The following is a 23496-nucleotide window of genomic DNA, read 5'->3' on the forward strand; positions in this document are numbered from 1 at the left end:
ATTTTCCAAACGCGAAGTCTGATAGGCTTTCGCTAAATTTTCAAAAGGCGCGCTGTCTGGTGCTTGCCAACAGTTGTTGCGCCGTTTTTACTGGTTAGAGGAACTCACTTATGTCTGTTGAACAATTTGGTGTCATGCCGGATGGTACGCCGGTGCAGCGTGCGACTATTCATGGTGGTGGTCTGACCGCCAAGATCCTGTCTTATGGAACGGTCATTCAGGATCTGCGTCTTGATGGGCATGACAAGCCGCTGGTCTGTGGCTTTGAAAAGTTGGAAGATTATCTCGCCTATGGGTCGCATTTCGGTGCAACAGCCGGTCGCGTGGGTAACCGCATTCGCGATGGGCATCTGGAACTGGACGGCAAGACCTATCAGCTGGACACCAACTTCCTTGGCAAACATACCTTGCATGGTGGCAAAAAGGGTATGGGTGTTCAGGTCTGGACCTTCGATAAGGTGGAAGAGAATGCCGTGCATATGTCCACCACCTTGCCAGACGGAGAAATGGGTTTTCCGGGCAATCTGACCATCAAGATTGTCTATTCCCTTCTGGAAGGGGGCGTTCTGGATATGGCCATGTCAGCGACGACGGACGCCACAACGCTCTGCAATCTGGCTCATCACAGCTATTTCAATCTTGATGGCGATCCAACCGTCATGGATCATATGCTGCAGGTGGATGCCGAGCAGTATCTGGAGGTCAATGACGAGCTGATCCCGACGGGCAAGCTTTTGCCGGTGGAAGGCACAAGCCTTGATTTCCGCACCACCAAGCGGGTGGGCGGAGCAACCAGCATTGCCGCGATCGACAATAACTATTGTCTCGCAGATGCTGGCGGAGCTCTGCGTCGGGTTGCGACTCTTTCCAGCCCCAAATCCGGTGTCAGCATGGATGTAACGACCACGGAGCCGGGCGTTCAGGCCTATGATGGCGTGAATATGAAAGACGGCATGCCGGGGCTTGAAGGCGTCACCATGGGCAAGCATGGCGGCTTCTGCCTTGAGCCGCAGATCTGGCCAGATGCTATCCATAATCCGGACTTTCCGTCTGCGGTTCTGAAGCCGGGCGAGAGCTATTCCCAGCATACACAATATATCTTCAAGAAAAGCTGAGTGCAGATACCCCGCTTTGATGCGTGCTGATTTTCGGGGCTGTTAAGCAAGATGAAAAACAGGAAAACCGTGCAGGATTATCGCTTGCACGGTTTTTCTTTGTCTGCTGATTTGACCGTCAGGGCTTAGGCTGCTGCGACCTTTTCGAGAAAATCGTCAATGATGCCGCGCATGTCGGTGGCGACACTGGCAACGGTGGCTGATGCGGCTTGGACTTCATCGGCAGAGCTTTTGGTCTCTTCGGTGGAAGAGGCGACCTCGGAGATATTCTGCACGATGTCCTTGGTTCCTTCAGCGGCCTGCTGGATGTTCAGGGAAATCTCGTTGGTCGAGGCATTCTGCTCCTGCACGGCGGCGCTGATGGCCGTGGTATATTGGCTGATCTCGCTCATTTTGGCGGCTATGGAGCGGATGGCCTCGACAGAATCGCCGGTTGAGGACTGGATCGTCTGAACCCTGTTGGCGATGTCTTCGGTGGCCTTGCCTGTTTGGGAGGCCAGTTCCTTGACCTCTGCAGCAACGACTGCAAAGCCGCGCCCAGCCTCGCCCGCGCGTGCGGCTTCGATGGTTGCATTGAGGGCCAGCAGGTTGGTCTGTTCGGAAATATCCTTGATCAGCGAAACCACTTCGCCAATCTCTTCGGCAGCTGAGGCGAGGCTTGCGACTTTCCTGTCTGTCGCTGCGGCTTCATCAGAGGCGGTCATCACCAAGTCGTTGGTGCGGATTACCTGCTGCCCGATTTCCTCAATCGAAGAGGTCATCTCGGTGCTTGCAGCCGCCATCATCTGCACATTCTCGGAGGAATGGCTTGAGGCCTGATTGACCGAATGGGCGCGATCTGATGTAGCCGAGGATATATGATTGAGTGACGCCGCAGATTGCTGCATGCGCTCGGCGCTGTTGGAAACGGTGTGCAGGGCCTCCTGAATGCGGGTGCGGAATGTGTGGAACAGGGCGTCGATCTGATGCTGGCGTTCTTTCTGAGCGTGCATATGATTCTGCGCTTCCCGCTCCAGCTTCTGCCGCTCAATGGCATTTTCCTTGAACGTTCCGATGGCCTTGCTCATGGCGCCAATTTCGTCGGTGCGGTGGGCATCGGTTGCCTCTACGCTGAGATCATTCTGGGCAAGGCGCAGCATTGCTGAGGTCAGGCGGCGCAGAGGCGTGGTCAGCAGTTTGCGCAAGGCAAGGATCAGCAGAAGAATCGTGACGAAAAAGAAGAAGACCTTCGAGCCCATGCTCATCATGGAGGCTTCCTTGCGGGTATCCTCGATTGCCTGTTTGGATTCGCTGAGTTCGGCGGTGTAGCGTACAGTTTGCTGGGCGACCTTTTCCTTTTCGCTCTCGCTTGCCTTGATGAGTGCTGTCTTTTCTTCAGCCGCTTGCGCATCCATCTCCTTGATGAGCGCATCGGACTTTTCAAACAGGGCGATGAGTTCGCTGCTATCGACCGCGACCTCTAGGACGCCTCGGTTGGGAATGGCAGCATCATGGCAGCTCTGGCAGTCTTCACTGTTTTTGAGGATGAAATAGGAATAGGTGACCGGAATCTCGTTGCCGTCGTCATCCTCTAGAGTGGAATCAAAACTCTCCTTGTTGGAGAGCGTTTCCAGCGCCTTGTCGAAGGTTGCCCGGCGCTCTGCGGGAATCGACACCGCAGGGTCCGGTTTTCGGGACTCAAACACATCTGCATCGACATAGCTATTCACCGCTTCAATGGTCACATTGTCCCTGAAGGCAAGATTGCCGTCGGTGCGCCAGAGATTGATTGCCGCGATCTGCTTGTCTTCCAGCATCGCTTCAATGCGCTCCTCTGCAAGGGACGCTTCTCCGGCCATCATGGCGTTGCTTACAAGCGAGGCGACGGAAAGCGATATGCCTTGTCTGGTACCTTCCAGATAGGCATGCTTCTGTTGGTTTTGCGCTGAAAGTTCGCTCTTGGCGAGGGTGTGGCTCAAAGCCTGTGTGTGCTCTTTGGAATCCAGAAGCCCGCTAAGCAATTGCTCGATCTGGGTGTCTTTCTGGTCGACAACTGCATGCATCTGGTCTGTCAGTTGCTCCGTCTTGTCATAAACACGGCTGCTTATCGATTGTGTTAGAATAGTATCTGCAACGAAAGTCAAAGCAACCAGAGTAAAAACAGTGGCGACGATTTTTGCGCTCAATGATTTCAAGTGGTTAAACATTTAACTTGTCCCTCAGATATTATTATGTTCTTGGTTGTATTTTATGAGAGCCGCCGTCTCTTATGGTTTCCCTCTCATTTAATTATTCAAAATATAATATTACATTAATTGAATAGAATAGATCGGTCTTCGTTGTGTTCTGTATTGGATAAAATTCATAATACTAAAGTTGTTGGTAGTATTTTCCTTTTAGGGTGGAGCATAAATTTTGCAACTGGAAATAACTTTCTGAGGGGCTGATTGTAATATCGCTCCAGGAATGAATTTTGTTGAATTTGGAGTAAAAGAGGTCTGTTCCTGCCTGGATGACTACTGTTTCGGATGGATTTTCCGCACTTTCTTTTTTCTTTTGATTTAGTTCAAGTTCGTCTCCTTTTGTTACATAAGTGTCATCAAGCACTCCTAGGTTGCGGGCATTACCTTGATCGGGAGTTTTCATCATGAAAAAATCAATCCTTGTAGCGGCATCCCTGCTGCTTACATCGTCTGTCGCATTTGCGGCTGATTTCAAACAGGCTGACAATCAGTGGTTCAAGGATGCGCAGGCATCCATCAAGGCCCGCATGGCCGTTCAGCCCATCACCAATAAAGCCAAAAACATCATTCTGTTGATTGCAGATGGCAACGGTGTCGGCTCCAACTATGCGACCCGCCTTTATGCCGGTCAGCAGGCTGGCAAGCTGGGCAGTGAACATGTTCTACCGCAGGATGCCCTGCCGCATGTTGCGCTGGTTAAAACCTACAACACCAATGCCCAAACCCCTGATTCTGCCGGTACAGGCACCGCTTTCCATACCGGCGTAAAGACCAAGGCCGGTGTGCTTGGTGTTGACGAAACGCTTGCGCGCGGCGACTGCTCTGCAGTTGAAGGCGCAACGGTTACCAACGCTGTTGAAACCTTCTCTGCCATGGGTAAACAGATCGGTGTCATCTCCACCGCTCGCCTCACCCACGCAACGCCTGCTTCTGCCTATGCGCACTCTGCGGATCGTAACTTCGAAGCCGATTCCTATCTGCCGGAAGGCTGTGGCCAGAAAGATATTGCCGTCCAGCTCATCGACGTGATGAAATCCGGCGCTGTCGATATTGCAATGGGCGGTGGTCGTCGCAACTTCATCACCAAAGAGACCAAGGGTGACGAGGGCAAAAGCGGCAAGCGCACAGATGGCAAGAATCTGATTGAAGAAGCCAAAGCTGCAGGCATCCAGTATATCTGGGATGACAAGACCTTCGCATCTGCCGATTGGAGCAAGCCGGTTCTTGGCCTGTTTGAATCCTCCCACATGAAATATGAAGCAGACCGCACCGGCGAACCTTCTCTGGCTGAAATGACCGAAGCCAGCATCAAGGCTCTGGGTGGTTCGGAGAATGGCTATTTCCTGACCATTGAAGCGGGTCGTGTTGACCATGCCAACCATGCCGGTAACGCTGCGCGTACGGTCACGGATGGCGTTGCCTTTGCTGAAGCGATTGCCAAGGCCGTCGAAATGACGGATCCGCAGGAAACCCTGATTGTTGTCACCGCTGACCATGAACATGCGATTGCCTTTAACGGCTATTGCGGGCGTGGGTCTGATGTTTTGGGCCTGTGCTACGATATCGATCCGGCTGGCACCAAACATTCCGATAAACCGCTGATGGGCAAGGATGGCAAGCCTTACACCGTTGTTGGCTTCCTCAATGGCCCGGGCTCTATTCTGGGTGAAGACGGCTCCGGATCTCGCCCTGAGGTTACGCAGGAACAGGCAACGGACATCGATTATGTTCAGCAGTCCCTGATCCCGCTGTCTTCTGAATCCCACTCTGGCGAAGACGTTGCTGTTTATGGTCGCGGCCCATGGTCTCACCTGTTCGATTCAACCATCGAGCAGAATGAAATCTTCCATGTCATGCTTCAGGCTGCAACGGCAGAATAAGGCCCGGTTGGTACCTTCATACAAAAAAGAAGAGGGGCATCTGCCCCTCTTTGTTTGCTCTGTTGGCCCCTCATCGGGGAGGGGCAAGATGCCAAGCTTCCTGCTTGGGCGGAGGCTTGCAACAGGTCGTTTGAAAGAGAGGAATATTACATTGGATCGTCGTGCGCTTCTTAAAGGGTCCGCAGTTGTTGCTGGCGGTGGCCTGCTGGGGCTGTCGCTGATGCCGTCTGCGCTAGCGGCCCCAAAATCCATCAAAATGCGTGAGCTGTACAACAAGGATTTGTCATTCTCCGATTTTGCAAAGGAGCATGAAGGGCAGGTTATTTCTGTAAATGGCTTCATGGCTCCGCCCCTGAAGGCGGAATCAAAATTCTTTGTTCTGACGAAAATGCCAATGGCCGTATGTCCCTTCTGTGAGCCCGAAGCGGACTGGCCCGACGATATTCTGGCGATCTATGCGCGCCGGATTGTTGATGTCATTCCTTTCAACAAGCGCATCGTGGTCGACGGGCGGCTTCATTTGGGTGGCTATTCCGATCCGGAAACCGGCTTCTACAGCATGGTGCGGCTGGAAAACGCGCAATATCGGCGGGTATAAGGGCATGAATTCGCTGGAATTGTCTGTACAGGATTTGCTGGTCTCGGGCGAGCGCGGGCGCACGCTATTGACTGTTGAGCAACTGGTGGTCCATCCCGGAGAGACCGTTGGGATCAGAGGGCCATCCGGAGCAGGCAAGTCAACCATGCTTTATGCACTGGCCGGGCTGGCCAATGTGGCGCAGGGACAGGTGCGCTGGGGAGACGCCGAGCTTTCCACCATGGGCGAAGAGGCTCGGGCCCGATTTCGCCGCTCTAGCGTTGGTATGGTGTTTCAGGATTTCCTGCTGTTTGAAGAACTCGATGCCGTTTCTAATGCAGCCATTGCTACCGGTTATCTGCATGGTTCCAGACATGCTGCACTTCTGGAGCGGGCGCAGAGCACGCTTCAGAAACTCAATGTCAAGGACCTGACGCAGCGGACAATTGCCAGCTTTTCTGGCGGTGAGCGTCAGCGGGTCGCTATTGCCAGAGCGCTGGCCCATGATCCGGCTGTCATTCTGGCTGATGAGCCAACCGCGAGCCTTGATCGCAAGGTTGCAGATCAGCTGATTGATGATCTGGTTGCTCTTGTCCGGCAGGAAAAGAAGACGCTGATCGCCGTCAGCCATGATCATCATTTGCACGAACGCATGGACCGGATCATCGACATAGAAGATGGACGCATGGTCGGGGAGGTGCGCAATGACTGATTTCTGTTATGACTATATCGCGCCTTGGTGGGATTTGCTCTCGCCTGATATGCAAGATGGCGCATTGCTCATTCTCTATATTCTTCCCTGCCTTATCGTCGGCTTTATGGTGGTGCGCGGCATGCGTCCCTTTGCACTGGTCAAGGCCATGCTCTGGCAATTTCGCTGGTCCAATCTCGTATTTGTGTTGCTGATCGCCGTTTCCGTTGCGCTGGGTGTCGGGCTCATTGCGCAGGAGCGGGGCTTGCGCAAGGGCACGGCGCGGGCTGCAGAAAAATTCGATCTGGTGGTTGCCGCTCCGGGCAGTGAATTGACCAATGTGTTGGCGACGGTCTATTTGCAAGCCTCCGATATGCCTTTGCTGGATGGCGCGCTTTATCATCGGATTGCGACACACGAGCAGGTGGATTTTGCTGCGCCTATTGCTTTTGGCGATAGCTTCAAGGGGGCGCCCGTTGTGGGCACGACAATCACATTTATTGATCATCTGAGCGGTTCGCTTAAAGAGGGCGCTCTGTTCGGGACTTATTCCGAGGCTGTGATCGGGGCCAATGTGCCGCTGTCTCTGGGTGATCGCTTTACCCCGGCGCATGGGCATGGCGATGGCGCCGATGCCGAGGCGCATGAAGGATCAGAATTTGTGGTGACCGGTCGCATGGAAAAGACCGGGAGTCCGTGGGATCAGGCCATTCTGGTGCCGGTTGAGGCGGTCTGGATGGTGCATGGCCTTGGCAACGGCCACGGGCTGGATGAGCCGTCTGCGCTTGGCCCTCCATTTGATCCGGCAACATTCCCCGGAACGCCCTCCATTCTGGTTCATGCCAAACAGCTTTGGGCAAATTATGCGCTCAAGAATGCCTTCACCAACAAGGACAGCATGGCCTATTTCCCCGGCGCGGTTCTTTCTCAGCTCCATAGCGTCTTGGGAAATGTGCGTGAGGTGATGTCGGTGATGGCAGTTGTGACCCAGATTCTCGTGACTGCGGGTGTTTTGACCGGGCTCGTCATTCTGACCAAGCTCTTCTCACGCCGGTTGGCATTGCTGCGGGCTATTGGTGCGCCACGCCGCTTTCTGTTTTCGATTGTCTGGAGTTTTGCCGCCGTACTCATTCTGGCTGGCTCTGCTTTGGGTATCCTTCTGGGCTTCGCGACGACACGTGTCATTTCTGGCATTGTCAGCGCCAGAACCAATATTCTTGTCGAGGTGATCCTGAGCTGGCCGGAATTCCATCTGGTGGCTGCCTTTGTCAGTTTGACGGTTTGTCTTGCCATGATCCCGGCTTTTCTGGCGCTGCGAAGACCTGTGGTGGCAGATTTGCGCGGATAAGGTTGTTTTGCAGCGGTGATGATGTGGTTTGCCCCACGATTGCCGCCGAAAAGCTATGCCAATCGGACTGGCGTGTTCGTTTGGATTTTTATTTTTCTAGCGAAGGTAACGTTATATCGTTTCTATCTTCTATCTATATGGAGAACCCAATGGGAAAGCGAACTGTTCTAGCCCTTTTACTTGCCTTCTCGGCGCCCATGATGATGCTGCCTGTCAGTATGAACCCTGCCTCTGCTCAGCAAGCCGGGCATGACCAAGATCATGAAAAGTCCGGACATGATGAGCATCATCACGAGGAAGGGGAGCATAGCGAGCATGTGAGTGAGCTTCATGGTATGCGGTCAGTGCACGCCTGGACGCGGGCCAGCAGCAAAGGGGATGATGCGCTGGTTTTCGTATCGCTTGAGAACGAGTCCGATCAAACAATCCTGTTCAAGGGCGGCGAATTTGATCATGCGCAGTCCGTTGAACTGGTCGGCTTCACCATGCAGGATGGAAAGGATGTCTATGTGCCTCTTCCTCAAATGCCGATCGAGGCGGGCCAGACAATGGTGCTTGCCCCAAAATCTCTTGCCTTGCGTCTTGGCCGGATCGATGAGGATTTGCATAAAGGGGACGTGATCGAGCTGCATTTGCTGTTTGATGTTGGCGAAATGCATGTGTCTGTGAATGTCGAAGCAGAGAATGCCATGCATCACAGCCATGCTGGCCATATTCACAAATAAGCCATCGACGGCTGGAAGCGCCGGGGTTATTTTGCCCCTAATGAACAGAATCAATCAATTGAGGGTGCTTATATGGCTGTTGTTGATCTGAACTCCGATATGGGAGAAAGCTTCGGGGCTTATGAAATTGGTGATGATGCTTCGATGCTGTCCAACGTCAGCTCCGCCAACGTAGCTTGCGGATTTCACGGGGGCGATGCTCTGGTGATGCACGAAACCTTGCGGCTGGCAAAAGAGAATGGCGTCGGCGTGGGAGCTCATCCGGGTTTTAATGATCTCTGGGGATTTGGCCGTCGGCCGATACAGGGGGATAGACCCGAAGATATCGAAAAGCAGATGATCTATCAGATTGGCGCCATTCAAGGTATGGCCACCGCGCTTGGTATCCGCGTTGGTCACTTCAAGGCTCATGGGGCTCTCAATAATATGGCCGCCGTGGATTATGATCTCGCGCTGGCAACGGCGCGGGCCGTGAGGGCCGTCGATCCGCAGATGATCTATGTTGCGTTGCCGGGCAGTGCCATGGAAAGGGCAGCCGAAAGCCTAGGGCTCTGCGTGGCGCGCGAGATTTTTGCCGATCGAGCCTATGAGGATGACGGTATGCTTGTCTCCCGCAAGAAGGCCGGGGCGATGATCGAAGATGCCGATGAAGCAGCAAGACGTATGGTGGACTTCGTGACGTCCGGAGAGATTGAGAGCGTTGGTGGCAAGCGCATTCCCGTTGCCATAGACACAATCTGTGTGCATGGGGACAGTGCCAAGGCCGTGGCCATGGCCAGCAAGGTGAGGGCCGCCTTGACCGCTGCGGGCGTCGACATCAAGCCAATGGTTGATACAGTGAAAGCAGGGTAATCGCTCTTCCTGAATGTCTCGTGAGATATGTTTGGAAAGATAGGGCAGGGCCGGAGGCCCTGCCTTTTTGTTTGTGCATCCTATTTAGGCAGCCAGGATATGGCATTTAACGCATCTCGTGCCTTTTCTGAAGTGCGATGGGGCGTCGATTGAGGGCCGGATCGGGTCTGCCTTTCGACGATATGCTGATGCTCGATGTAATCGTCGGTGGATAGTTTGTTGAATAAGTATGACTTATTGTCACAGTATGTGGTGTTTTGGGCGGGGTTGAAACGCTCTTGGCGAGCTTGAAGCGGGATAACTGATATGCCAGTCTATGGGAAACTGCGTCCTACAAAAGGTGTAGGGGTATTGCGTCATTCTTCGTCGGTGGCGAAATAATCCGGATGCTCTTCACGAATGCGCGGCATGATGAGCAAGATCTCGCCCAGATGTTTGTTTATCTCGTTTGACGCTGCCGCCGGATCATTGGATTCAATGGCGGTCAGAATGCGCTTGTGTGCAGCGAAGGCTGTGTCAATTGCGAAGGTCAGCGACAGGAAACGAACCCGGTCCATATGGGCCTTGTTATCCTTGATGAGCTGCCAGGCAAAGTCCACGCCGCAGCGGTCGCAGATCTCCTTATGGAACTGATCGTCGAGCGCATGGAACAATTCCGCATCGCGAGCGACGACGGTTTTCCTTTGTTGTTCAATAAGATCGCGCAGGGCCTCAAGATCTTCCTGCGAGAGCTTCTCGCATGCCGTGATGACGGTTTTGGTTTCCAGCGCACAGCGGATAAAGCGGGCTTGCTGGACCGACTTCTTGGAAATCAGCGAAACTGTCGTTGCGACTTGCGGGCGCATGGACAGAAAGCCGAGTTTGGATAGACGATAAAAGGCATCGCGTACTGGTTGGCGGGAAACGCCGAGAGCCTTGGCTACATCCGCTTCCGAAATCTTGGCTCCGGGCTGAAGTTCGAGAGTCAGAATCTGCCTATGCAGTTCGTCGAAAACAGAGTCGGCGACTGATAGGCGATTTAAGGGGGACAGGACTGTGTCAATATTTGTTTTTGTCATTTTGTGCTCCGTGTCCGGATATTACTGGCATATCAGTTTACAAGCAAGATAAACTGGTATATTAGTTGACCAGAGATTAGAGATTTCCCCTGAAGCCGACAATAGGGAGGCTCGCCATGTTGGATCCAGATAGACTCTTTCCCATTGAAGATAAAACCCGTTCGATTGCCCGCTCTCTTTACGAGGGTGTGCGGTCCTTGCCGATCATCAGCCCGCATGGGCATACGGACCCGAGCTGGTTTGCCAAGAATGAACGTTTTCCAAACCCAGCCCAATTGTTCATCACCCCTGATCATTATGTGTTCAGGATGCTTTGTTCGCAGGGTGTGAAGCTTGAGGATGTCGGGGTGCCGCGCATCGATGGCGGCTGGACCGAAACCAATGGTCGAAAGATCTGGCGGATTTTTGCCAAACATGCCTATCTTTTCCGTGCGACACCATCGCGCATGTGGCTTGGTCATGCCTTCGAAGATGTGTTCGGGTGGACCGAATGGCTAAATGAAGAAAATGCCGATCGCGCTTATGATCATATTGCCGAATGCCTTGAAAAACCGGAGTTTCTGCCTCGCGCCCTGTATGAGCGCTTCAATATCGAGGCTCTTGCAACGACGGAATCGCCGCTGGATGACCTGAAATGGCATCGCGCGATCAAGGAAAGCGGCTGGAAGGGCCGCGTTGTAACCGCTTATCGTCCGGATCCTGTCGTGGATCCGCATTATAAGGGCTTTATAGAGAATATCGAGAAATTCGGCGCAATCGCCGGTGTCGATGCAACGAACTGGGAGGGCTATCTTGAAGCCCATCGCATTCGTCGCGCATATTTCAAAGGCTTGGGGGCGACATCATCTGACCATGGTCATTTGACCGCCCGCACGGAAAATCTGCCGCAAGAGGAAGCGGCTGCTTTGTTCCAGAAGGCTTTGAAAGGAGAGTGTTCAGCCGAGGAAGCTGATGCTTTCCGTGGTCACATGTTGACCGAAATGGCTCGCATGAGCCTGGAAGACGGATTGGTGTTGCAGATACATCCAGGCAGTAACCGCAACCATTCCAATCCTGTCTTCGAGACTTTCGGGCTGGACAAGGGATTCGATATCCCGACCCGGACCGATTATGTGCATGCGCTCAAGCCTCTGCTTGATGCAGTCGGCATGGAGAGGGATCTCAAGATCATTCTCTTCACGCTTGATGAAACGAGCTATGCACGTGAGTTGGCGCCCTTGGCTGGCGTCTATCCGGCTCTTCGCCTCGGGCCTGCATGGTGGTTCCATGACAGCCCCGAAGGGATGCGCCGGTTTAGGGAGATGACAACAGAAACAGCCGGTTTCTACAACACCGTCGGTTTCAATGATGACACAAGAGCATTCTGCTCAATCCCGGCACGGCACGATGTGGCTCGCCGGGTGGACTGTGCATTCCTCGCCACACTGGTCGCGACTGGGCGGCTCGGTGAGGACGAGGCTACTGAGGTCGCTGCTGACCTTACCTATCGGCTTGTGAAGCAAGCCTATCAGCTCTGAATTGAGCTACTTCATGGAGGAACAAACTAATGCTTAAGACTTTGACCACTGCACTGGTTGCCAGCGTTGCAATGATCGCAACTGCATCTGCCTGTGAAATTACCCTCAAGTCTTCCGATACCCATCCTGATGGATATCCGACTGTTGAGGCCGTAAAATACATGGGCGAATTGCTCAAAGAGCGTACTGACGGCCGCATCTGTGTTGAAGTTTTCCATTCTGCTCAGCTGGGGGAGGAAAAAGATTCAATTGAGCAGACCAAATTCGGTGTGATTGATCTGAACCGCGTATCAACCGGTCCTTTCAACAACATCGTTGAAGAAACCAAAGTGGTTTCCCTGCCTTATATCTTCAAGAGCGTCGATCACATGCACCGCGTTGTTGATGGCCCGATTGGCGAAGACATCCTGAAAGGCTTTGAATCTGAGGGTTTTATTGGTCTGACCTATTATGATGGCGGCGCGCGCAGCTTCTATAACAGCGTCAAGCCGATCAAGAGCATTGATGATCTCAAAGGTATGAAGATCCGCGTCATGCAGTCCGATATCTTCGTCGACATGATGTCTGCTCTGGGTGCCAACGCAACACCTCTGGCTTATGGTGAAGTTTACTCTTCCATCCAGACCGGCGTGATTGACGGTGCTGAAAATAACTGGCCTTCCTTTGAATCTTCAGGCCATTTCGAAGTGGCTCCGAACTATACCCTCGATCAGCACCTGATCGTGCCGGAAGTTCTGGTGATGTCCAAGATCTCCTGGGACAAACTGAGCCCTGAAGATCAGGCTCTGGTGAAACAGGCTGCCAAAGACTCTACGCCGAAAATGCGTGAGCTCTGGGCTGCTCGTGAGAAGGTTTCCGAGGAAAAAGTTCGTGAAGCTGGCGTTAATGTCATTACCGAAATCGACAAACAGCCATTCATGGATGCCATGGATTCTGTTTACGAAAAACATGTCACCTCTGACAAACTCAAAGACCTCGTAAAACGCATTCGCGCAACCGACTAACTCTTGATGACGGCTCATGGCGCTTTGCGCCATGAGCTGTTTCGCGGAGAATAAAGTGCAAAATCAACTTAAAACAATAGCCAGCATAATGGGCAGCTTGTCCACTGGAGCACTTTGGTTGGCGAGCCTGGGTCTGGTCATGATGACCGCCTTTACTGCTGCTCAGGTTTTCGTGCGCTACGTGCTGAATGATTCCATCGTCTGGAGCGAGCCGGTGTCCATCGTGTTGATGGCGTGGTTCATCTTTCTTGGTGCGGCGGTTGGTATTCGCGAGGGTAATCACCTCAGTTTTGACGTGCTGCTTATTTTTGTCCCCGACAAGGTTAAAACCGTTTTCTTCACGCTCTCCGATCTTGTTGTGATCGGGTTTGGTGCCGGTATGGTCTGGTATGGTGGAGAATTGATGAACTCTGGCTGGCATATCAAGATTCCGACGCTGGGCTTGCCTCGTGCGATCGATTACATGCCGCTTGTTGTTGGCGGTTTTCTGGTGGTCCTTTTCTCGCTAGAGCGCCTTGCGCGCCGCGCTGCCGGTCTTCCGACTGCTCGCTTCGGCGAAACGGAAATTGAGGAGTAGTTGGATGGAAACCTGGATTCTTTTCGGCTCTTTCGTGGTGTTGCTGCTTATCGGCACGCCCGTTGCTTTTTGTCTTGGTGTCGCATCCTTTGCGACCATTATCTATCTCGGCATTCCCCCTGTCGTGGTTTTTCAGCGTTTGACCGCCGGTGTTTCCGTGCTCGCGCTGATGGCAATTCCCTTCTTTATCTTTGCCGGTGAAATCATGGTGCGCGGCGATATTGCGCGAAGGCTGGTCGATTTGGCTGGCGGCATGGTGGGACACATACGTGGCGGTCTTGGTCAGGTGAATATTCTGGCGTCCGTGATGTTTGGTGGTATCTCCGGGTCAGCTGCAGCTGATGCGACCGCGATTGGCGGCATCATGGTGCCACAGATGAAGAAACGCGGCTATGACGTCTCTTACGGTGTGAATGTGACCGTGCTTGCGGCTTTGATCGCTCTGATGTTGCCGCCGTCCCATAACCTCATCATCTATTCCATTTCCGCTGGTGGCAAATTGTCCATCGCAGACCTGTTTACCGCAGGCATTCTGCCTGGTTTGCTCTTGGCACTTGGTTTGATGATCACAGCCTATTTTGTGGCCAAGAAAAAGGGTTACCCGACCGAGGCATTTGCCGGTTGGGGCGCACTTGGTCGCATGTTCATCAATGCCTTCCCGGGCATTCTGCTGATTGCAATCATCTTCGGTGGCGTCCGCTCCGGTATCTTCACTGCCTCGGAAAGTTCGTGCATCGCTGCGGTTTATGCTGTGCTGGTCACCGTGTTTGCCTATCGCACCATGGGCTTCAGGGAGTTTGTTGAAACCTGCAAATCTGCCGTGCGTACCACGGCAATGGTGCTGCTGGTGATTGGCTGTGCTGCATCGTTTGGCTGGCTGCTCGCCTATCTACGCATTCCTGCCCATTTGGTTGAAACCCTCAAGCATATCTCTGACAACCCGCTTGTCATTCTGCTGCTGATCAACCTGCTGCTGTTGATGCTGGGTACCTTCATGGACATGTCGCCGCTGATCGTCATCACCACGCCGATCTTCCTTCCGGTTGCCACTGCCTTTGGTGTCGATCCGATCCATTTCGGCGTGATCCTGATCCTTAACCTTGGTATCGGCCTGTGTACACCTCCGGTTGGTACGGTTCTGTTTGTCGGCTGTGCGGTGGGCAAGATCCCTGTCTGGGAAGTCATTCGCACCATCTGGCCATTCTATGGCGCTGCCTTTGGCGTGTTGATGCTGGTGACCTATGTCCCGTTCCTTTCTCTCTGGCTACCAAGCCTGTTCCACTAGGAGAGCAAAATGTATGTAAAGTCATTTCCCGTTGTTGGTGAAGATACCGCGACCCCGAGACAGGTGCTTGCGTCTAGTCCTGAACTGATGGTGGTGGCTTTCCAATTCAAAGAGGTGGGCGCAGAAGGTGCCCTCCACAACCATCCCCATGTCCAGTCCACCTTTGTGAAAGAGGGACGGTTCCGTTTCACAATTGGTGAGGACAGCTTTGAAGTCGGGCCTGGTGACAGCTTTGTCATCCCTTCTGATGCGACGCACGGGTGTGTTTGCCTTGAGCCGGGCACGCTCATCGACTGTTTCACCCCGCGCCGGGACGACTTTCTCTGACCGAGATCGCTTCTCCAGCATGCTTTTCATGACCTGGTTTGCCGGAGAGGCTTCCCTTTGAACGACCGGGCTTTGCGCTCTTGCGGTGCCTTGCCCAGACAATAAGGAATAGTTTGATGCTTACAGTGAAAACCGTTCATGCCGTCAATGCAGACCATGCAAAGGGTATGGACACTCAGGCTCTAAGAGACAATTTTCTGTCTGAAGGGCTTTTCTCCGAGGGCGAAATCCGCCTCACCTATACCCATTATGATCGTATGATCGTAGGGGGCGCTGTGCCCAATGGTGGGTCTTTGCTGCTCGATGAGGTCAAGGAATGCGGCACGCCGAGCATTTTGGATCGCCGCGAAATGGGCATCGTCAATATCGGGGATAGCGGCAGTGTTTCCTGCGCAGGCGTCGACTACAGCCTGGATCATGGTGACGTTCTCTATCTGCCCAAAGGGGCAGGCGCGGTGACCTTTGCCGGTCAGGGCCGTTTCTACATCACCTCCGCTCCGGCGCACAAAGAGCTGGAAGCCAAACTGATCAAGATCGAGGATGCCAAGAGCGTGCATATGGGGGCACCGGAAACCTCCAACGAGCGCACGATCTATCAGTTCATCCATCCGCTGGTCATGGAATCCTGTCAGCTGATTCTTGGTTACACCAAGCTGCATCAGGGCTCCGTCTGGAACACCATGCCAGCCCACGTGCATGATCGTCGCATGGAAGCCTATTGCTATTTCGGCATGGAAGAGAGCACCCGCGTGATGCATTTCATGGGTGAACCCAATGAAACGCGTCACATGGTTCTGAAGAATGAAGATGTGGTTGTGTCTCCGCCATGGTCCATTCACGCCGGTGCGGGCGTTGGCAGCTATACCTTCATCTGGGCGATGGCTGGAGACAATGTCGATTATACCGACATGGATTTCATTGCTATGGAAGATCTGCGCTAGAGCGCTGGACTGTTCAAGAAATGGAGTTGGCCGGTGCGCTGGCCAGCGCCATGCAAATGAAAAGACAGCCATTTGGGTGAAAGCATGCGGCAGGCCTTTTCATTTGTGTAGATCTTTCCCGCCGGAATGGGGCAGATGGTAAGCATGTTGTGCCATTTGGTTTGGAAACGACAATTCCATCAATAGGTTATGGCGCTGGTTTGTTTGCCAACAGGGTGGTGCCGATACTGTAATCGAGAGTGTTTTAAGCACGCGTTCTTGTCCCCTTGGTGGCGACAGGGAGCGTTTGGTGCGCTCTTTCAATCCTTCAAGCCGCCTGATGGCGGCCGTGGCCTTGGTTAAGTCAGGAACTTGAAATGAAAGAAGGTTGGCGCTGGTATGGCTCGTTTGATCGCATCTCCTTGTCCGAGATTGCGCAAACTGGAGCCACAGATATCGTATCTGCCCTCTATGAAGTCCCTTATGGCGAAGTCTGGCCGCGGGAAAGCATCGTTAAGATGCGCAAGAGCATCGAGCTGGCCGGATTTCGCTGGCCGGTGGTGGAAAGCTTGCCGATCCATGAGCGGATCAAGAAAGGAGAGGGGGACCTCTCTCAACTTTTTGCCAACTATCGCCAGTCGATGGCCAATCTGGCCGCCGAGGGTGTGAAGGTCATCTGTTATAATTTCATGCCTCTTCTGGACTGGACGCGCACCGACCTTAAGGCGCCTGTCGATGGGGGCGGAAGCTGTTTGCGCTTTGATGCGGCACGCATGGCCGCGCTCGAGGTCTATATGCTTGAGCGCGAAGGCGCCGAAACAGACTATTGCGAAGATGCGTTGGAGCGCGGGCGTGTCTGGTTTTCCTTGTCTGATGAGAGCAAGCGGGAGCGTCTGATGACGTCCGTCATGGCCGGTTTGCCCGGGGCTTATGATCGCTACACCATCAAGCAGCTCAAGGAAGCCTTGAAAGGCTATGCGGGTATCGATCGGGATGGCCTGCGGGCCAATTACAAGCGTTTTCTTGATGAAATCATTCCTGCGGCCGAGGATCTCGGTCTCAGTTTCGCCGTGCATCCGGATGACCCGCCCCGGGATATTCTGGGCTTGCCGCGCATTGTTTCCACTCAAGAGGACATTGCATGGGTTCTCTCCGCGCATGAAAGCCGGGCCAATGGCCTGACGCTCTGCTCGGGATCTCTTGGCGCGCATCCGGATAATGATGTTCCGGCCATTGCAAAGCGCTTTGCCGACAAGATCCATTTTGCCCATTTGCGCAATGTCAGAAAATTTGCCGACGGCTCCTTTGAGGAAGCCACACATCTGGGAGGCGACACCGACATGGCTCTGCTTGTTGCACATCTCCTTGATGAAGAAAATCGGCGCCAGGAAGAAGGCAGAGCCGATGCCGATATCGTTTTCCGGCCAGATCACGGACACGAGCTGCTTGATGATCATCATCGGGACACGCATCCGGGCTATCCCCTGATAGGGCGCATGCGTGGCTTGGCTGAACTCCGGGGCCTGATGGCCGGTATAATTCATGAAAGGGCTTCTGCATGAGTAAATCAGCACCCATTATTCTCAATCCGGCGGATACGATTGCGATCCTTCCGGCTGGCGCAAAGGCTGGCGATGATCCGCTGGGTCTTGGTGCGCCGCTGGCGAGCAATGTTTTCCCCGGGCATAAACTTGCGCGCAAGGATCACAAGAAGGGCGAAGAGATTATCAAGTTTGGCGAGGTCATTGGCCGCGCAACGCAGGATATCGCAGCCGGTGACCATGTGCATTCCCACAATCTTGCCTTTTCCGATCATGGGCAGGACTATCAGGTCGGGCTGGATCTGGAAAAGGCCAAGGCTGCCATACCGACCATGGAGCCGCGCACCTTTATGGGCTATCGCCGCAAGAATGGCGAAGTGGGAACACGCAATTTCCTCGCCTTGCTGGCAACGGTGAACTGCTCGGCCACGGTTATCAAACATGCCACACAGGAGCTGATTGCTTCGGGCATTCTCGATGAATATGAGAATGTTGACGGCATTGTCGGGCTGACCCACAGTACCGGATGTGGCATGAGTGGCACAAAGAGCATGGAGGTGCTCGAACGTGTGCTTTGGGGCTATGCGACCCATCCCAATGTGGGCGCCACCGTGTTCGTGGGGCTTGGCTGCGAAATGATGGAAATGGCGCGTATGAAATCGCGCTTTGATGCCGACAATGGCGAAGTGATGGAACAGTTCCATAGCCTTGCCATTCAGGAAGTGGGCGGTACCCGCAAGACCATCGAAGCCATCAAGGCCAAGGTGCGTGAGCTGTTGCCTGCGGTGAATAAGGTCAAACGTGAGCCATGCCCGGCTTCCGAGTTGAAGATTGCGTTGCAGTGTGGCGGCTCTGATGGTTTTTCCGGCATCACCGCCAACCCGGCTCTGGGCAAAACCGCCGACATGCTGGCTGGCTTGGGGGCTACGGCCATTCTTTCTGAAACGCCGGAAATCTATGGTGCCGAGCAGCTTCTTCTGCGTCGGGCCGAGAGCAAGGAAATTGCCGACAAACTGATTAATCAGATCAAATGGTGGGAACATTATGTCGATGTCAATGATGGCAGTCTCGACAATAACCCGAGCCCGGGCAACAAGGCTGGCGGCCTGACCACCATTCTGGAAAAATCCCTCGGTGCGACAGCCAAGTCCGGCTCAACGCCGCTGACCGCCGTTTATGATTATGCCGAGAAGATGACCAAGCCGGGCTTCGTCTATATGGATACGCCGGGCTATGACCCGGCCTGTGCAACCGGTCAGATTGCCGGTGGTGCGCATATGGTGGTCTTCACCACCGGTCGCGGTTCTGCCTTCGGTTCCAAACCGGCTCCGACCATCAAGGTTGCCACCAACGACCATCTGTTCGAAAGCATGCCGGATGACATGGACATCAACTGTGGTGATGTCCTCTCAAAAGGCGTGTCTCTGGAAGAGAAGGGCGCGGAAATGCTCGACTATATCATCGCGGTGGCGTCAGGCGAGAAAACAAAATCCGAGCGTCTGGGGCTGGGTGAATATGAATTTGTACCATGGCAAATCGGGGCGATGATGTAAGGCATCTGCTCTCCACCCCATGGATACAGAATAAAGATTATGAAAAGGAAAGACTTCAATGCAACGCGTGAATGAGAGCAATCTTGCAGGCCGGGCTCGTCCGACAGAACGGATCATCCAGTTTGGTGAGGGCAACTTCCTGAGAGCCTTCATGGATTGGAAAATCGATCGCATGAATGAAGATTGCGGCAGTGACTATGGCGTCGTCATTGTCCGCCCGATTGATGGCGGTGTGCCGATTTCGCTCAATGACAGCGATGGTGTTTACACGGTTCTCTCCCGTGGCGTTGGCCCGGATGGAGAGGCTGTGTCTGATGCCCGCCTCATCTCAGCCGTTCGTCGTGAACTGAATGCTGTCAAACAGTGGGACGAGGTTCTGGCGCTGGCTCGTAACACCGACTTTGTGGCCGTGGTCTCCAACACCACCGAAGCCGGCATCGTTTACAATGCCGATTGCAAGGCAACGGACACGCCACCGGCTTCCTATCCGGCCAAGGTGACCCGTCTGCTGCTGGAACGCTTCAACACATGCGGCGGCGTCGATGCTCCGGGCTTCCACTTCCTGCCGTGCGAGTTGATCGACCACAATGCCGATGAGCTGGAAAAATGCGTGCATCAGCATGCCAAGGACTGGGATCTGGGTGCAGATTTCATGAGCTGGCTGGAAAGCAAGAATGCCTTCTTCAACACGCTGGTTGACCGCATCGTGCCGGGCTATCCGCGTGATGAAGCAGCCGATATCGAGAAGGAACTGGGCTATCTTGATCCTCTGATGGTAACCGGCGAACTGTTCCACTTCCTCGTGATTGAGCAGCGCGAAGGCAAGCCTGATCTTTGCCTGCCGATGGCGGAGAAGGATGCGGGCACGGTGATCGTGCCAAATGCTGACGGCTACAAGGAACGCAAGGTGGCGATCCTCAATGGTGCCCATACCGGTCTTTGCCCGTTGGCGCTGCTGTCTGGCACCAATTCCGTGAAGGAAGCTATGGACAACGAGGCCGCGCGCGGCTTCCTCAACACCATGCTTGAGCAGGAAATCATCCCATATCTGTCGTTGCCCCGCGAAGAACTGAACGAGTTCAGTGCCGAGGTCCTGCGTCGTTTTGCCAACCCGTTCATCGTGCATCGCTGGTACGATATCTCGCTGAATGGTCTGGCCAAGTTCCATACCCGCAACTTGCCACGCTTTGAAAGCGCCATGGCAGCAACCGGCAAGGCGCCGCGTTGCATGAGCCTGTCGCTGGCCGCATGGCTTGCTTTCTATACCGGTGCCTTTGAAGGCAGTGCCGAATTGCCACCACGCGATGCAGAAGACGTGATCGCCAAGATGGCTGAAATCGGTGCGCTGAAAGAAGCGCAAGGTGTTGAGGCAATGGTCAAGGCTTACCTTGGCGAAGAAAGTATCTGGGGGAAATCTCTGGCAAGTGACACCCTCGTCGCTGCCGTCTCAGAAGCTTATGCATTCCTGACCAACGAGCCATTTACTCTGGATCGTCTGGTGCAGTGGATTGACGCATAACGAATAGTAAATGGAGTCAATATGATGAAAGAACAATTTGATCTCTCTGGTAAAATTGCCATTGTAACCGGCTGTGATACCGGCCTGGGTCAGGGTATGGCTGTTGGTCTTGCCAAAGCGGGCTGCGACATTGCGGGTGTCAATATCGTTGAGCCATCCGATACCAAGGACATGATCGAAGGTCTTGGTCGCAAATTCCTTGATATCCGCGCCAACCTCATGAAAATGGATGATATCCCTGATATTGTTGCCAAAACGGTTGCCGAATATGGTCGTATCGACATTCTGGTCAATAATGCAGGCATCATTCGTCGTGAAGACGCCATCGAGTTCACCGAGAAGGACTGGGATGATGTGATGAATATCAACATCAAATCAGTATTCTTCCTGTCGCAGGCTGTTGCCAAGCAGTTTGTGGCTCAGGGTGAAGGCGGCAACATCGTCAATGTCGCTTCCATGCTGTCCTTCCAGGGTGGTATCCGCGTGCCTTCCTATACGGCATCCAAGTCCGGTGTCATGGGCGTCACCCGTCTGCTGGCCAACGAATGGGCCAAGTACGACATCAATGTGAATGCCATCGCTCCGGGCTACATGGCCACCAACAACACGCAGGCTCTGCGCGAAGATGCCGCTCGCAGCAAGGAAATTCTTGATCGTATCCCTGCTGGCCGCTGGGGCCTGCCATCCGATCTGGCCGGTCCGGTCGTGTTCCTGTCGTCGCCTGCTTCTTCCTATATCAATGGCTATACCATTGCAGTTGATGGCGGCTGGCTAGCGCGCTAGGGCTTTTTTTGATGAAAAGTTATCGACTTTTCTGAAGAAAAGAGTCGCGATTGAGTAAACTTTAGTCTAGTTCTTCTTTTGCAAGAACTGGATTTGGTCTTGGAGGCCGCGCGTTCAGCGCGGCCTTGTTTGGCTTGGGCATTTTGTGGGATGCTTGCGTTGCACAAGATGGTATAATCACTGAAACAAGGCGTGCCCGCCTGCTTGATGAGAGGCGAAGGACACGCTCGAGGAGGCCCGGAGTTCCTCCGGCGCTTGTATATGACGAAAGCTGTCAGAATCGCCTGTATCGGCGAATGTATGATTGAATTGGCTCCCGCCGGTGATGGTCTGTTCAAACAGGGTTTTGCTGGTGACACCTTCAATACCGCCGCCTACCTGACCCGGCAATTTGCACCCGAGATCGAGGTTTCCTATATTACCGGTCTTGGTGTTGACCCGATGAGCGAAGGCATCCGCAAGGCGCTGGAAGCAGAGAGCATCCTGACGGATTCGGTCACCGTGGTGGACGACAAGAATCCCGGTCTCTATATGATCGAGAATGATGACACGGGCGAACGCTTCTTTACCTATTGGCGCAATGATGCTGCTGCCAAGAAGATGTTTGCCGGTTGGTCTGTCGACAAGATTGCGGCACTGCTGGAACAGTTTGATGTCATTTATTTCTCTGGTATCACTCTGGCTATTCTTGATGAAGCGCAGCGGGCAGCTCTGTTCGATGCGATCAGCAAGGTCAAGGACAAGGTCAAAGTGGGCTTCGACCCTAACTATCGCCCAAAACTGTGGCCGGATTCGGCTGTTTGCTGCGCCGCTTTCGAGCGCGCTGCCTCGGTGAGCGATTTCGCTCTGGTAACCGCTGACGATCATGTGGCGCTTTGGGGTGAGGCCGACGGTCTGGACATTGCCAAGCAGTGGAAGGGCTATGGTGCTGGTGAAGTGGTGGTCAAGGAAGGCGCTTCAAGCTGCCTTCTGTTCACCGGTGAAGAGGTTAAGAATGTTCCGCCAGCTGCTAAGCTGAAGCCGAAGGATACAACGGGCGCAGGGGATTCCTTTGCTGCGGGGTATCTGGGCCAGCGTGCTCTGGGTGGATCTCAAGAAGAAGCCGCAAAAACGGCTCACGGTGTTGCGGGGCAGGTCATCATGCACCCGGGCGCCATCATCGATAAATCAGTTTGGACCCGCGTTAAGTAAAGGATCGATCATGCGTGATCTGGTTTCCAGCATCTGTAAAGGTGCCAAAGTCATCCCTGTTGTTGTCATCGAGAATGTCGAGGATGCTGTTCCTCTGGCTCGCTGCCTTGTCGACAATGGCCTGCCTGCCGTTGAAGTGACCCTGCGCACGCCGGCAGCTCTTGATGCCATCAAGGCAATCGTCAACGAAGTGAAGGATTGCATCGTTGGTGTTGGCTCCATCCTGTCTGAAGAGCAGCTCAAGGCTTCCATCGATGCCGGCGCACATTTCGGTGTGTCTCCGGGCACGTCAGAAACCCTGCTCAACGCTCTCAAGGCAACTGACTGGCCATTCCTGCCAGGGTCTGGCACCGTGAGCGAAATGATGACCCTGCGCGAAGCAGGCTTTCAGGAGCTGAAAATGTTCCCGGCCAGCATCGTTGGTGGCGTTGGCATGCTCAAGGCAGTTTCCGGCCCGGTTGGCGATATCAGCTTCTGCCCGACCGGAGGTGTGAAGCCTGAGAATGCTGAAGAATATCTCTCCCAGAAGAACTGCTTCGCTGTGGGTGGCACCTGGATTGCCCCTCTGGCCGATGTGAATGCCAAGAACTGGGATGCCATTGCTGAACGCGCTAAAGCGGCGAGCAAGCTTGGTCAGGCCTAAAAGCCTTTTAAATTTAAGCACTTTCAATTTTAGCCACTCGGATACAATTATTCCGAGTGGCTTTTTTGTTGCATTTTGTAACATCGTCGGGGCTGCAACTTGTCTTGATATTTAATTCATGTTACGAAAAAAATATATTCTCTGAGCCTGTTTGTCAGGGCTATCTAT

22 protein-coding genes are annotated in these 23496 nt (G+C 53.7%); 19 read left to right on the forward strand and 3 right to left on the reverse strand.

Going from position 1 to position 23496, the window contains the following annotated elements; genetic code table 11:
* Window positions 1-110: 110 nt before the first annotated feature.
* Window positions 111-1115, forward strand: a complete 1005-nt coding sequence (locus ACKPCT_RS22260) for an aldose epimerase family protein (RefSeq protein WP_090073452.1) — start codon at window positions 111-113, stop codon at window positions 1113-1115.
* Between the two features lie 125 nt (window positions 1116-1240).
* Here ACKPCT_RS22260 and ACKPCT_RS22265 read toward each other — a convergent pair whose 3' ends face one another.
* Window positions 1241-3301 (reverse strand): methyl-accepting chemotaxis protein, encoded by a 2061-nt coding sequence (locus ACKPCT_RS22265; RefSeq protein ID WP_319568005.1) that lies wholly within the window; start codon window positions 3299-3301, stop codon window positions 1241-1243.
* 163 nt (window positions 3302-3464) lie between these two features.
* Window positions 3465-3743: a hypothetical protein gene (locus ACKPCT_RS22270; protein WP_319568006.1), complete on the reverse strand. Its 279-nt coding sequence runs from the start codon at window positions 3741-3743 to the stop codon at window positions 3465-3467.
* On the opposite strand from ACKPCT_RS22270, the gene ACKPCT_RS22275 reads away from it, so the two are divergent.
* The 6 genes from ACKPCT_RS22275 (at window position 3742) to ACKPCT_RS22300 (ending at window position 9410) form a co-directional block, all read left to right on the forward strand.
* Window positions 3742-5217, forward strand: a complete 1476-nt coding sequence (locus tag ACKPCT_RS22275) for an alkaline phosphatase (protein ID WP_090073457.1) — start codon at window positions 3742-3744, stop codon at window positions 5215-5217. The genes ACKPCT_RS22270 and ACKPCT_RS22275 overlap by 2 nt on opposite strands.
* Window positions 5218-5368: 151 nt before the next feature.
* Window positions 5369-5815, forward strand: coding sequence for a twin-arginine translocation signal domain-containing protein (locus ACKPCT_RS22280; protein ID WP_090073459.1), 447 nt, complete (start codon window positions 5369-5371; stop codon window positions 5813-5815).
* A gap of 4 nt (window positions 5816-5819) precedes the next feature.
* A complete protein-coding gene (locus ACKPCT_RS22285; RefSeq protein ID WP_090073461.1) occupies window positions 5820-6506 on the forward strand; it encodes an ABC transporter ATP-binding protein in 687 nt (228 codons plus the stop codon).
* Window positions 6499-7833 carry an ABC transporter permease gene (locus ACKPCT_RS22290; RefSeq protein WP_319568007.1) on the forward strand — a complete coding sequence of 445 codons (1335 nt, stop codon included), beginning with the start codon at window positions 6499-6501 and terminating at the stop codon, window positions 7831-7833. The genes ACKPCT_RS22285 and ACKPCT_RS22290 overlap by 8 nt, the downstream gene beginning before the upstream one ends.
* Before the next feature lie 149 nt (window positions 7834-7982).
* Complete coding sequence (locus tag ACKPCT_RS22295) at window positions 7983-8558, forward strand: copper chaperone PCu(A)C (protein ID WP_319568008.1); 576 nt, start codon at window positions 7983-7985, stop codon at window positions 8556-8558.
* A gap of 72 nt (window positions 8559-8630) precedes the next feature.
* Window positions 8631-9410, forward strand: a complete 780-nt coding sequence (locus ACKPCT_RS22300) for a LamB/YcsF family protein (protein WP_319568009.1) — start codon at window positions 8631-8633, stop codon at window positions 9408-9410.
* Window positions 9411-9766: 356 nt separating this feature from the next.
* On the opposite strand, the gene ACKPCT_RS22305 is transcribed toward ACKPCT_RS22300, so the two are convergent.
* Window positions 9767-10468, reverse strand: coding sequence for a GntR family transcriptional regulator (locus ACKPCT_RS22305; RefSeq protein ID WP_090073469.1), 702 nt, complete (start codon window positions 10466-10468; stop codon window positions 9767-9769).
* A gap of 116 nt (window positions 10469-10584) precedes the next feature.
* On the opposite strand from ACKPCT_RS22305, the gene uxaC reads away from it, so the two are divergent.
* From uxaC to eda, 12 genes are all read left to right on the forward strand, one after another.
* The gene (gene uxaC / locus ACKPCT_RS22310) at window positions 10585-11985 is read left to right on the forward strand and encodes a glucuronate isomerase (RefSeq protein WP_319568010.1); all 1401 of its coding nucleotides are present in this window, start codon (window positions 10585-10587) and stop codon (window positions 11983-11985) included.
* 71 nt (window positions 11986-12056) lie between these two features.
* Window positions 12057-12989 (forward strand): TRAP transporter substrate-binding protein, encoded by a 933-nt coding sequence (locus ACKPCT_RS22315; RefSeq protein ID WP_244544712.1) that lies wholly within the window; start codon window positions 12057-12059, stop codon window positions 12987-12989.
* A gap of 118 nt (window positions 12990-13107) precedes the next feature.
* Window positions 13108-13566: a TRAP transporter small permease gene (locus ACKPCT_RS22320; protein ID WP_244544707.1), complete on the forward strand. Its 459-nt coding sequence runs from the start codon at window positions 13108-13110 to the stop codon at window positions 13564-13566.
* Window positions 13567-13570: 4 nt separating this feature from the next.
* Window positions 13571-14851, forward strand: coding sequence for a TRAP transporter large permease (locus ACKPCT_RS22325; protein ID WP_090073477.1), 1281 nt, complete (start codon window positions 13571-13573; stop codon window positions 14849-14851).
* 9 nt (window positions 14852-14860) lie between these two features.
* Window positions 14861-15178, forward strand: a complete 318-nt coding sequence (locus tag ACKPCT_RS22330; protein WP_319568011.1) for a cupin domain-containing protein — start codon at window positions 14861-14863, stop codon at window positions 15176-15178.
* Window positions 15179-15294: 116 nt separating this feature from the next.
* A complete protein-coding gene (gene kduI, locus ACKPCT_RS22335; RefSeq protein ID WP_090073481.1) occupies window positions 15295-16119 on the forward strand; it encodes a 5-dehydro-4-deoxy-D-glucuronate isomerase in 825 nt (274 codons plus the stop codon).
* A 356-nt stretch (window positions 16120-16475) separates the two neighbouring features.
* Complete coding sequence (gene uxuA / locus ACKPCT_RS22340) at window positions 16476-17660, forward strand: mannonate dehydratase (protein WP_319568012.1); 1185 nt, start codon at window positions 16476-16478, stop codon at window positions 17658-17660.
* The gene (locus ACKPCT_RS22345; protein WP_319568013.1) at window positions 17657-19192 is read left to right on the forward strand and encodes a UxaA family hydrolase; all 1536 of its coding nucleotides are present in this window, start codon (window positions 17657-17659) and stop codon (window positions 19190-19192) included. Before uxuA ends, ACKPCT_RS22345 begins: the two co-directional genes overlap by 4 nt.
* A 58-nt stretch (window positions 19193-19250) precedes the next feature.
* Window positions 19251-20711: a tagaturonate reductase gene (locus ACKPCT_RS22350; RefSeq protein WP_319568014.1), complete on the forward strand. Its 1461-nt coding sequence runs from the start codon at window positions 19251-19253 to the stop codon at window positions 20709-20711.
* Window positions 20712-20735: 24 nt separating this feature from the next.
* Entirely contained in the window at window positions 20736-21494 is a 759-nt protein-coding gene (gene kduD / locus ACKPCT_RS22355) for a 2-dehydro-3-deoxy-D-gluconate 5-dehydrogenase KduD (protein WP_319517029.1), read from the forward strand.
* Between the two features lie 300 nt (window positions 21495-21794).
* The gene (locus tag ACKPCT_RS22360) at window positions 21795-22685 is read left to right on the forward strand and encodes a sugar kinase (RefSeq protein WP_407652444.1); all 891 of its coding nucleotides are present in this window, start codon (window positions 21795-21797) and stop codon (window positions 22683-22685) included.
* Window positions 22686-22695: 10 nt separating this feature from the next.
* Window positions 22696-23328: a bifunctional 4-hydroxy-2-oxoglutarate aldolase/2-dehydro-3-deoxy-phosphogluconate aldolase gene (gene eda, locus ACKPCT_RS22365; RefSeq protein WP_090075267.1), complete on the forward strand. Its 633-nt coding sequence runs from the start codon at window positions 22696-22698 to the stop codon at window positions 23326-23328.
* Window positions 23329-23496: the final 168 nt, after the last annotated feature.

Source organism: Cohaesibacter marisflavi, assembly GCF_963665895.2.
In the GTDB taxonomy this organism is placed as follows: Bacteria; Pseudomonadota; Alphaproteobacteria; order Rhizobiales; family Cohaesibacteraceae; genus Cohaesibacter; species Cohaesibacter marisflavi.

What these genes read in the sequence shown, in the direction of transcription:
- ACKPCT_RS22260 (WP_090073452.1), top strand. Translation starts at nt 111, where the DNA reads ATGTCTGTTGAACAATTTGGTGTCATGCCGGATGGTACGCCGGTGCAG.
- ACKPCT_RS22265 (WP_319568005.1), bottom strand. Translation starts at nt 3,301, where the DNA reads ATGTTTAACCACTTGAAATCATTGAGCGCAAAAATCGTCGCCACTGTT.
- ACKPCT_RS22275 (WP_090073457.1), top strand. Translation starts at nt 3,742, where the DNA reads ATGAAAAAATCAATCCTTGTAGCGGCATCCCTGCTGCTTACATCGTCT.
- ACKPCT_RS22270 (WP_319568006.1), bottom strand. Translation starts at nt 3,743, where the DNA reads ATGATGAAAACTCCCGATCAAGGTAATGCCCGCAACCTAGGAGTGCTT.
- ACKPCT_RS22285 (WP_090073461.1), top strand. Translation starts at nt 5,820, where the DNA reads ATGAATTCGCTGGAATTGTCTGTACAGGATTTGCTGGTCTCGGGCGAG.
- ACKPCT_RS22290 (WP_319568007.1), top strand. Translation starts at nt 6,499, where the DNA reads ATGACTGATTTCTGTTATGACTATATCGCGCCTTGGTGGGATTTGCTC.
- ACKPCT_RS22295 (WP_319568008.1), top strand. Translation starts at nt 7,983, where the DNA reads ATGGGAAAGCGAACTGTTCTAGCCCTTTTACTTGCCTTCTCGGCGCCC.
- ACKPCT_RS22300 (WP_319568009.1), top strand. Translation starts at nt 8,631, where the DNA reads ATGGCTGTTGTTGATCTGAACTCCGATATGGGAGAAAGCTTCGGGGCT.
- ACKPCT_RS22305 (WP_090073469.1), bottom strand. Translation starts at nt 10,468, where the DNA reads ATGACAAAAACAAATATTGACACAGTCCTGTCCCCCTTAAATCGCCTA.
- uxaC (WP_319568010.1), top strand. Translation starts at nt 10,585, where the DNA reads ATGTTGGATCCAGATAGACTCTTTCCCATTGAAGATAAAACCCGTTCG.
- ACKPCT_RS22315 (WP_244544712.1), top strand. Translation starts at nt 12,057, where the DNA reads ATGATCGCAACTGCATCTGCCTGTGAAATTACCCTCAAGTCTTCCGAT.
- ACKPCT_RS22325 (WP_090073477.1), top strand. Translation starts at nt 13,571, where the DNA reads ATGGAAACCTGGATTCTTTTCGGCTCTTTCGTGGTGTTGCTGCTTATC.
- ACKPCT_RS22330 (WP_319568011.1), top strand. Translation starts at nt 14,861, where the DNA reads ATGTATGTAAAGTCATTTCCCGTTGTTGGTGAAGATACCGCGACCCCG.
- kduI (WP_090073481.1), top strand. Translation starts at nt 15,295, where the DNA reads ATGCTTACAGTGAAAACCGTTCATGCCGTCAATGCAGACCATGCAAAG.
- uxuA (WP_319568012.1), top strand. Translation starts at nt 16,476, where the DNA reads ATGAAAGAAGGTTGGCGCTGGTATGGCTCGTTTGATCGCATCTCCTTG.
- ACKPCT_RS22345 (WP_319568013.1), top strand. Translation starts at nt 17,657, where the DNA reads ATGAGTAAATCAGCACCCATTATTCTCAATCCGGCGGATACGATTGCG.
- ACKPCT_RS22350 (WP_319568014.1), top strand. Translation starts at nt 19,251, where the DNA reads ATGCAACGCGTGAATGAGAGCAATCTTGCAGGCCGGGCTCGTCCGACA.
- kduD (WP_319517029.1), top strand. Translation starts at nt 20,736, where the DNA reads ATGAAAGAACAATTTGATCTCTCTGGTAAAATTGCCATTGTAACCGGC.
- ACKPCT_RS22360 (WP_407652444.1), top strand. Translation starts at nt 21,795, where the DNA reads ATGATTGAATTGGCTCCCGCCGGTGATGGTCTGTTCAAACAGGGTTTT.
- eda (WP_090075267.1), top strand. Translation starts at nt 22,696, where the DNA reads ATGCGTGATCTGGTTTCCAGCATCTGTAAAGGTGCCAAAGTCATCCCT.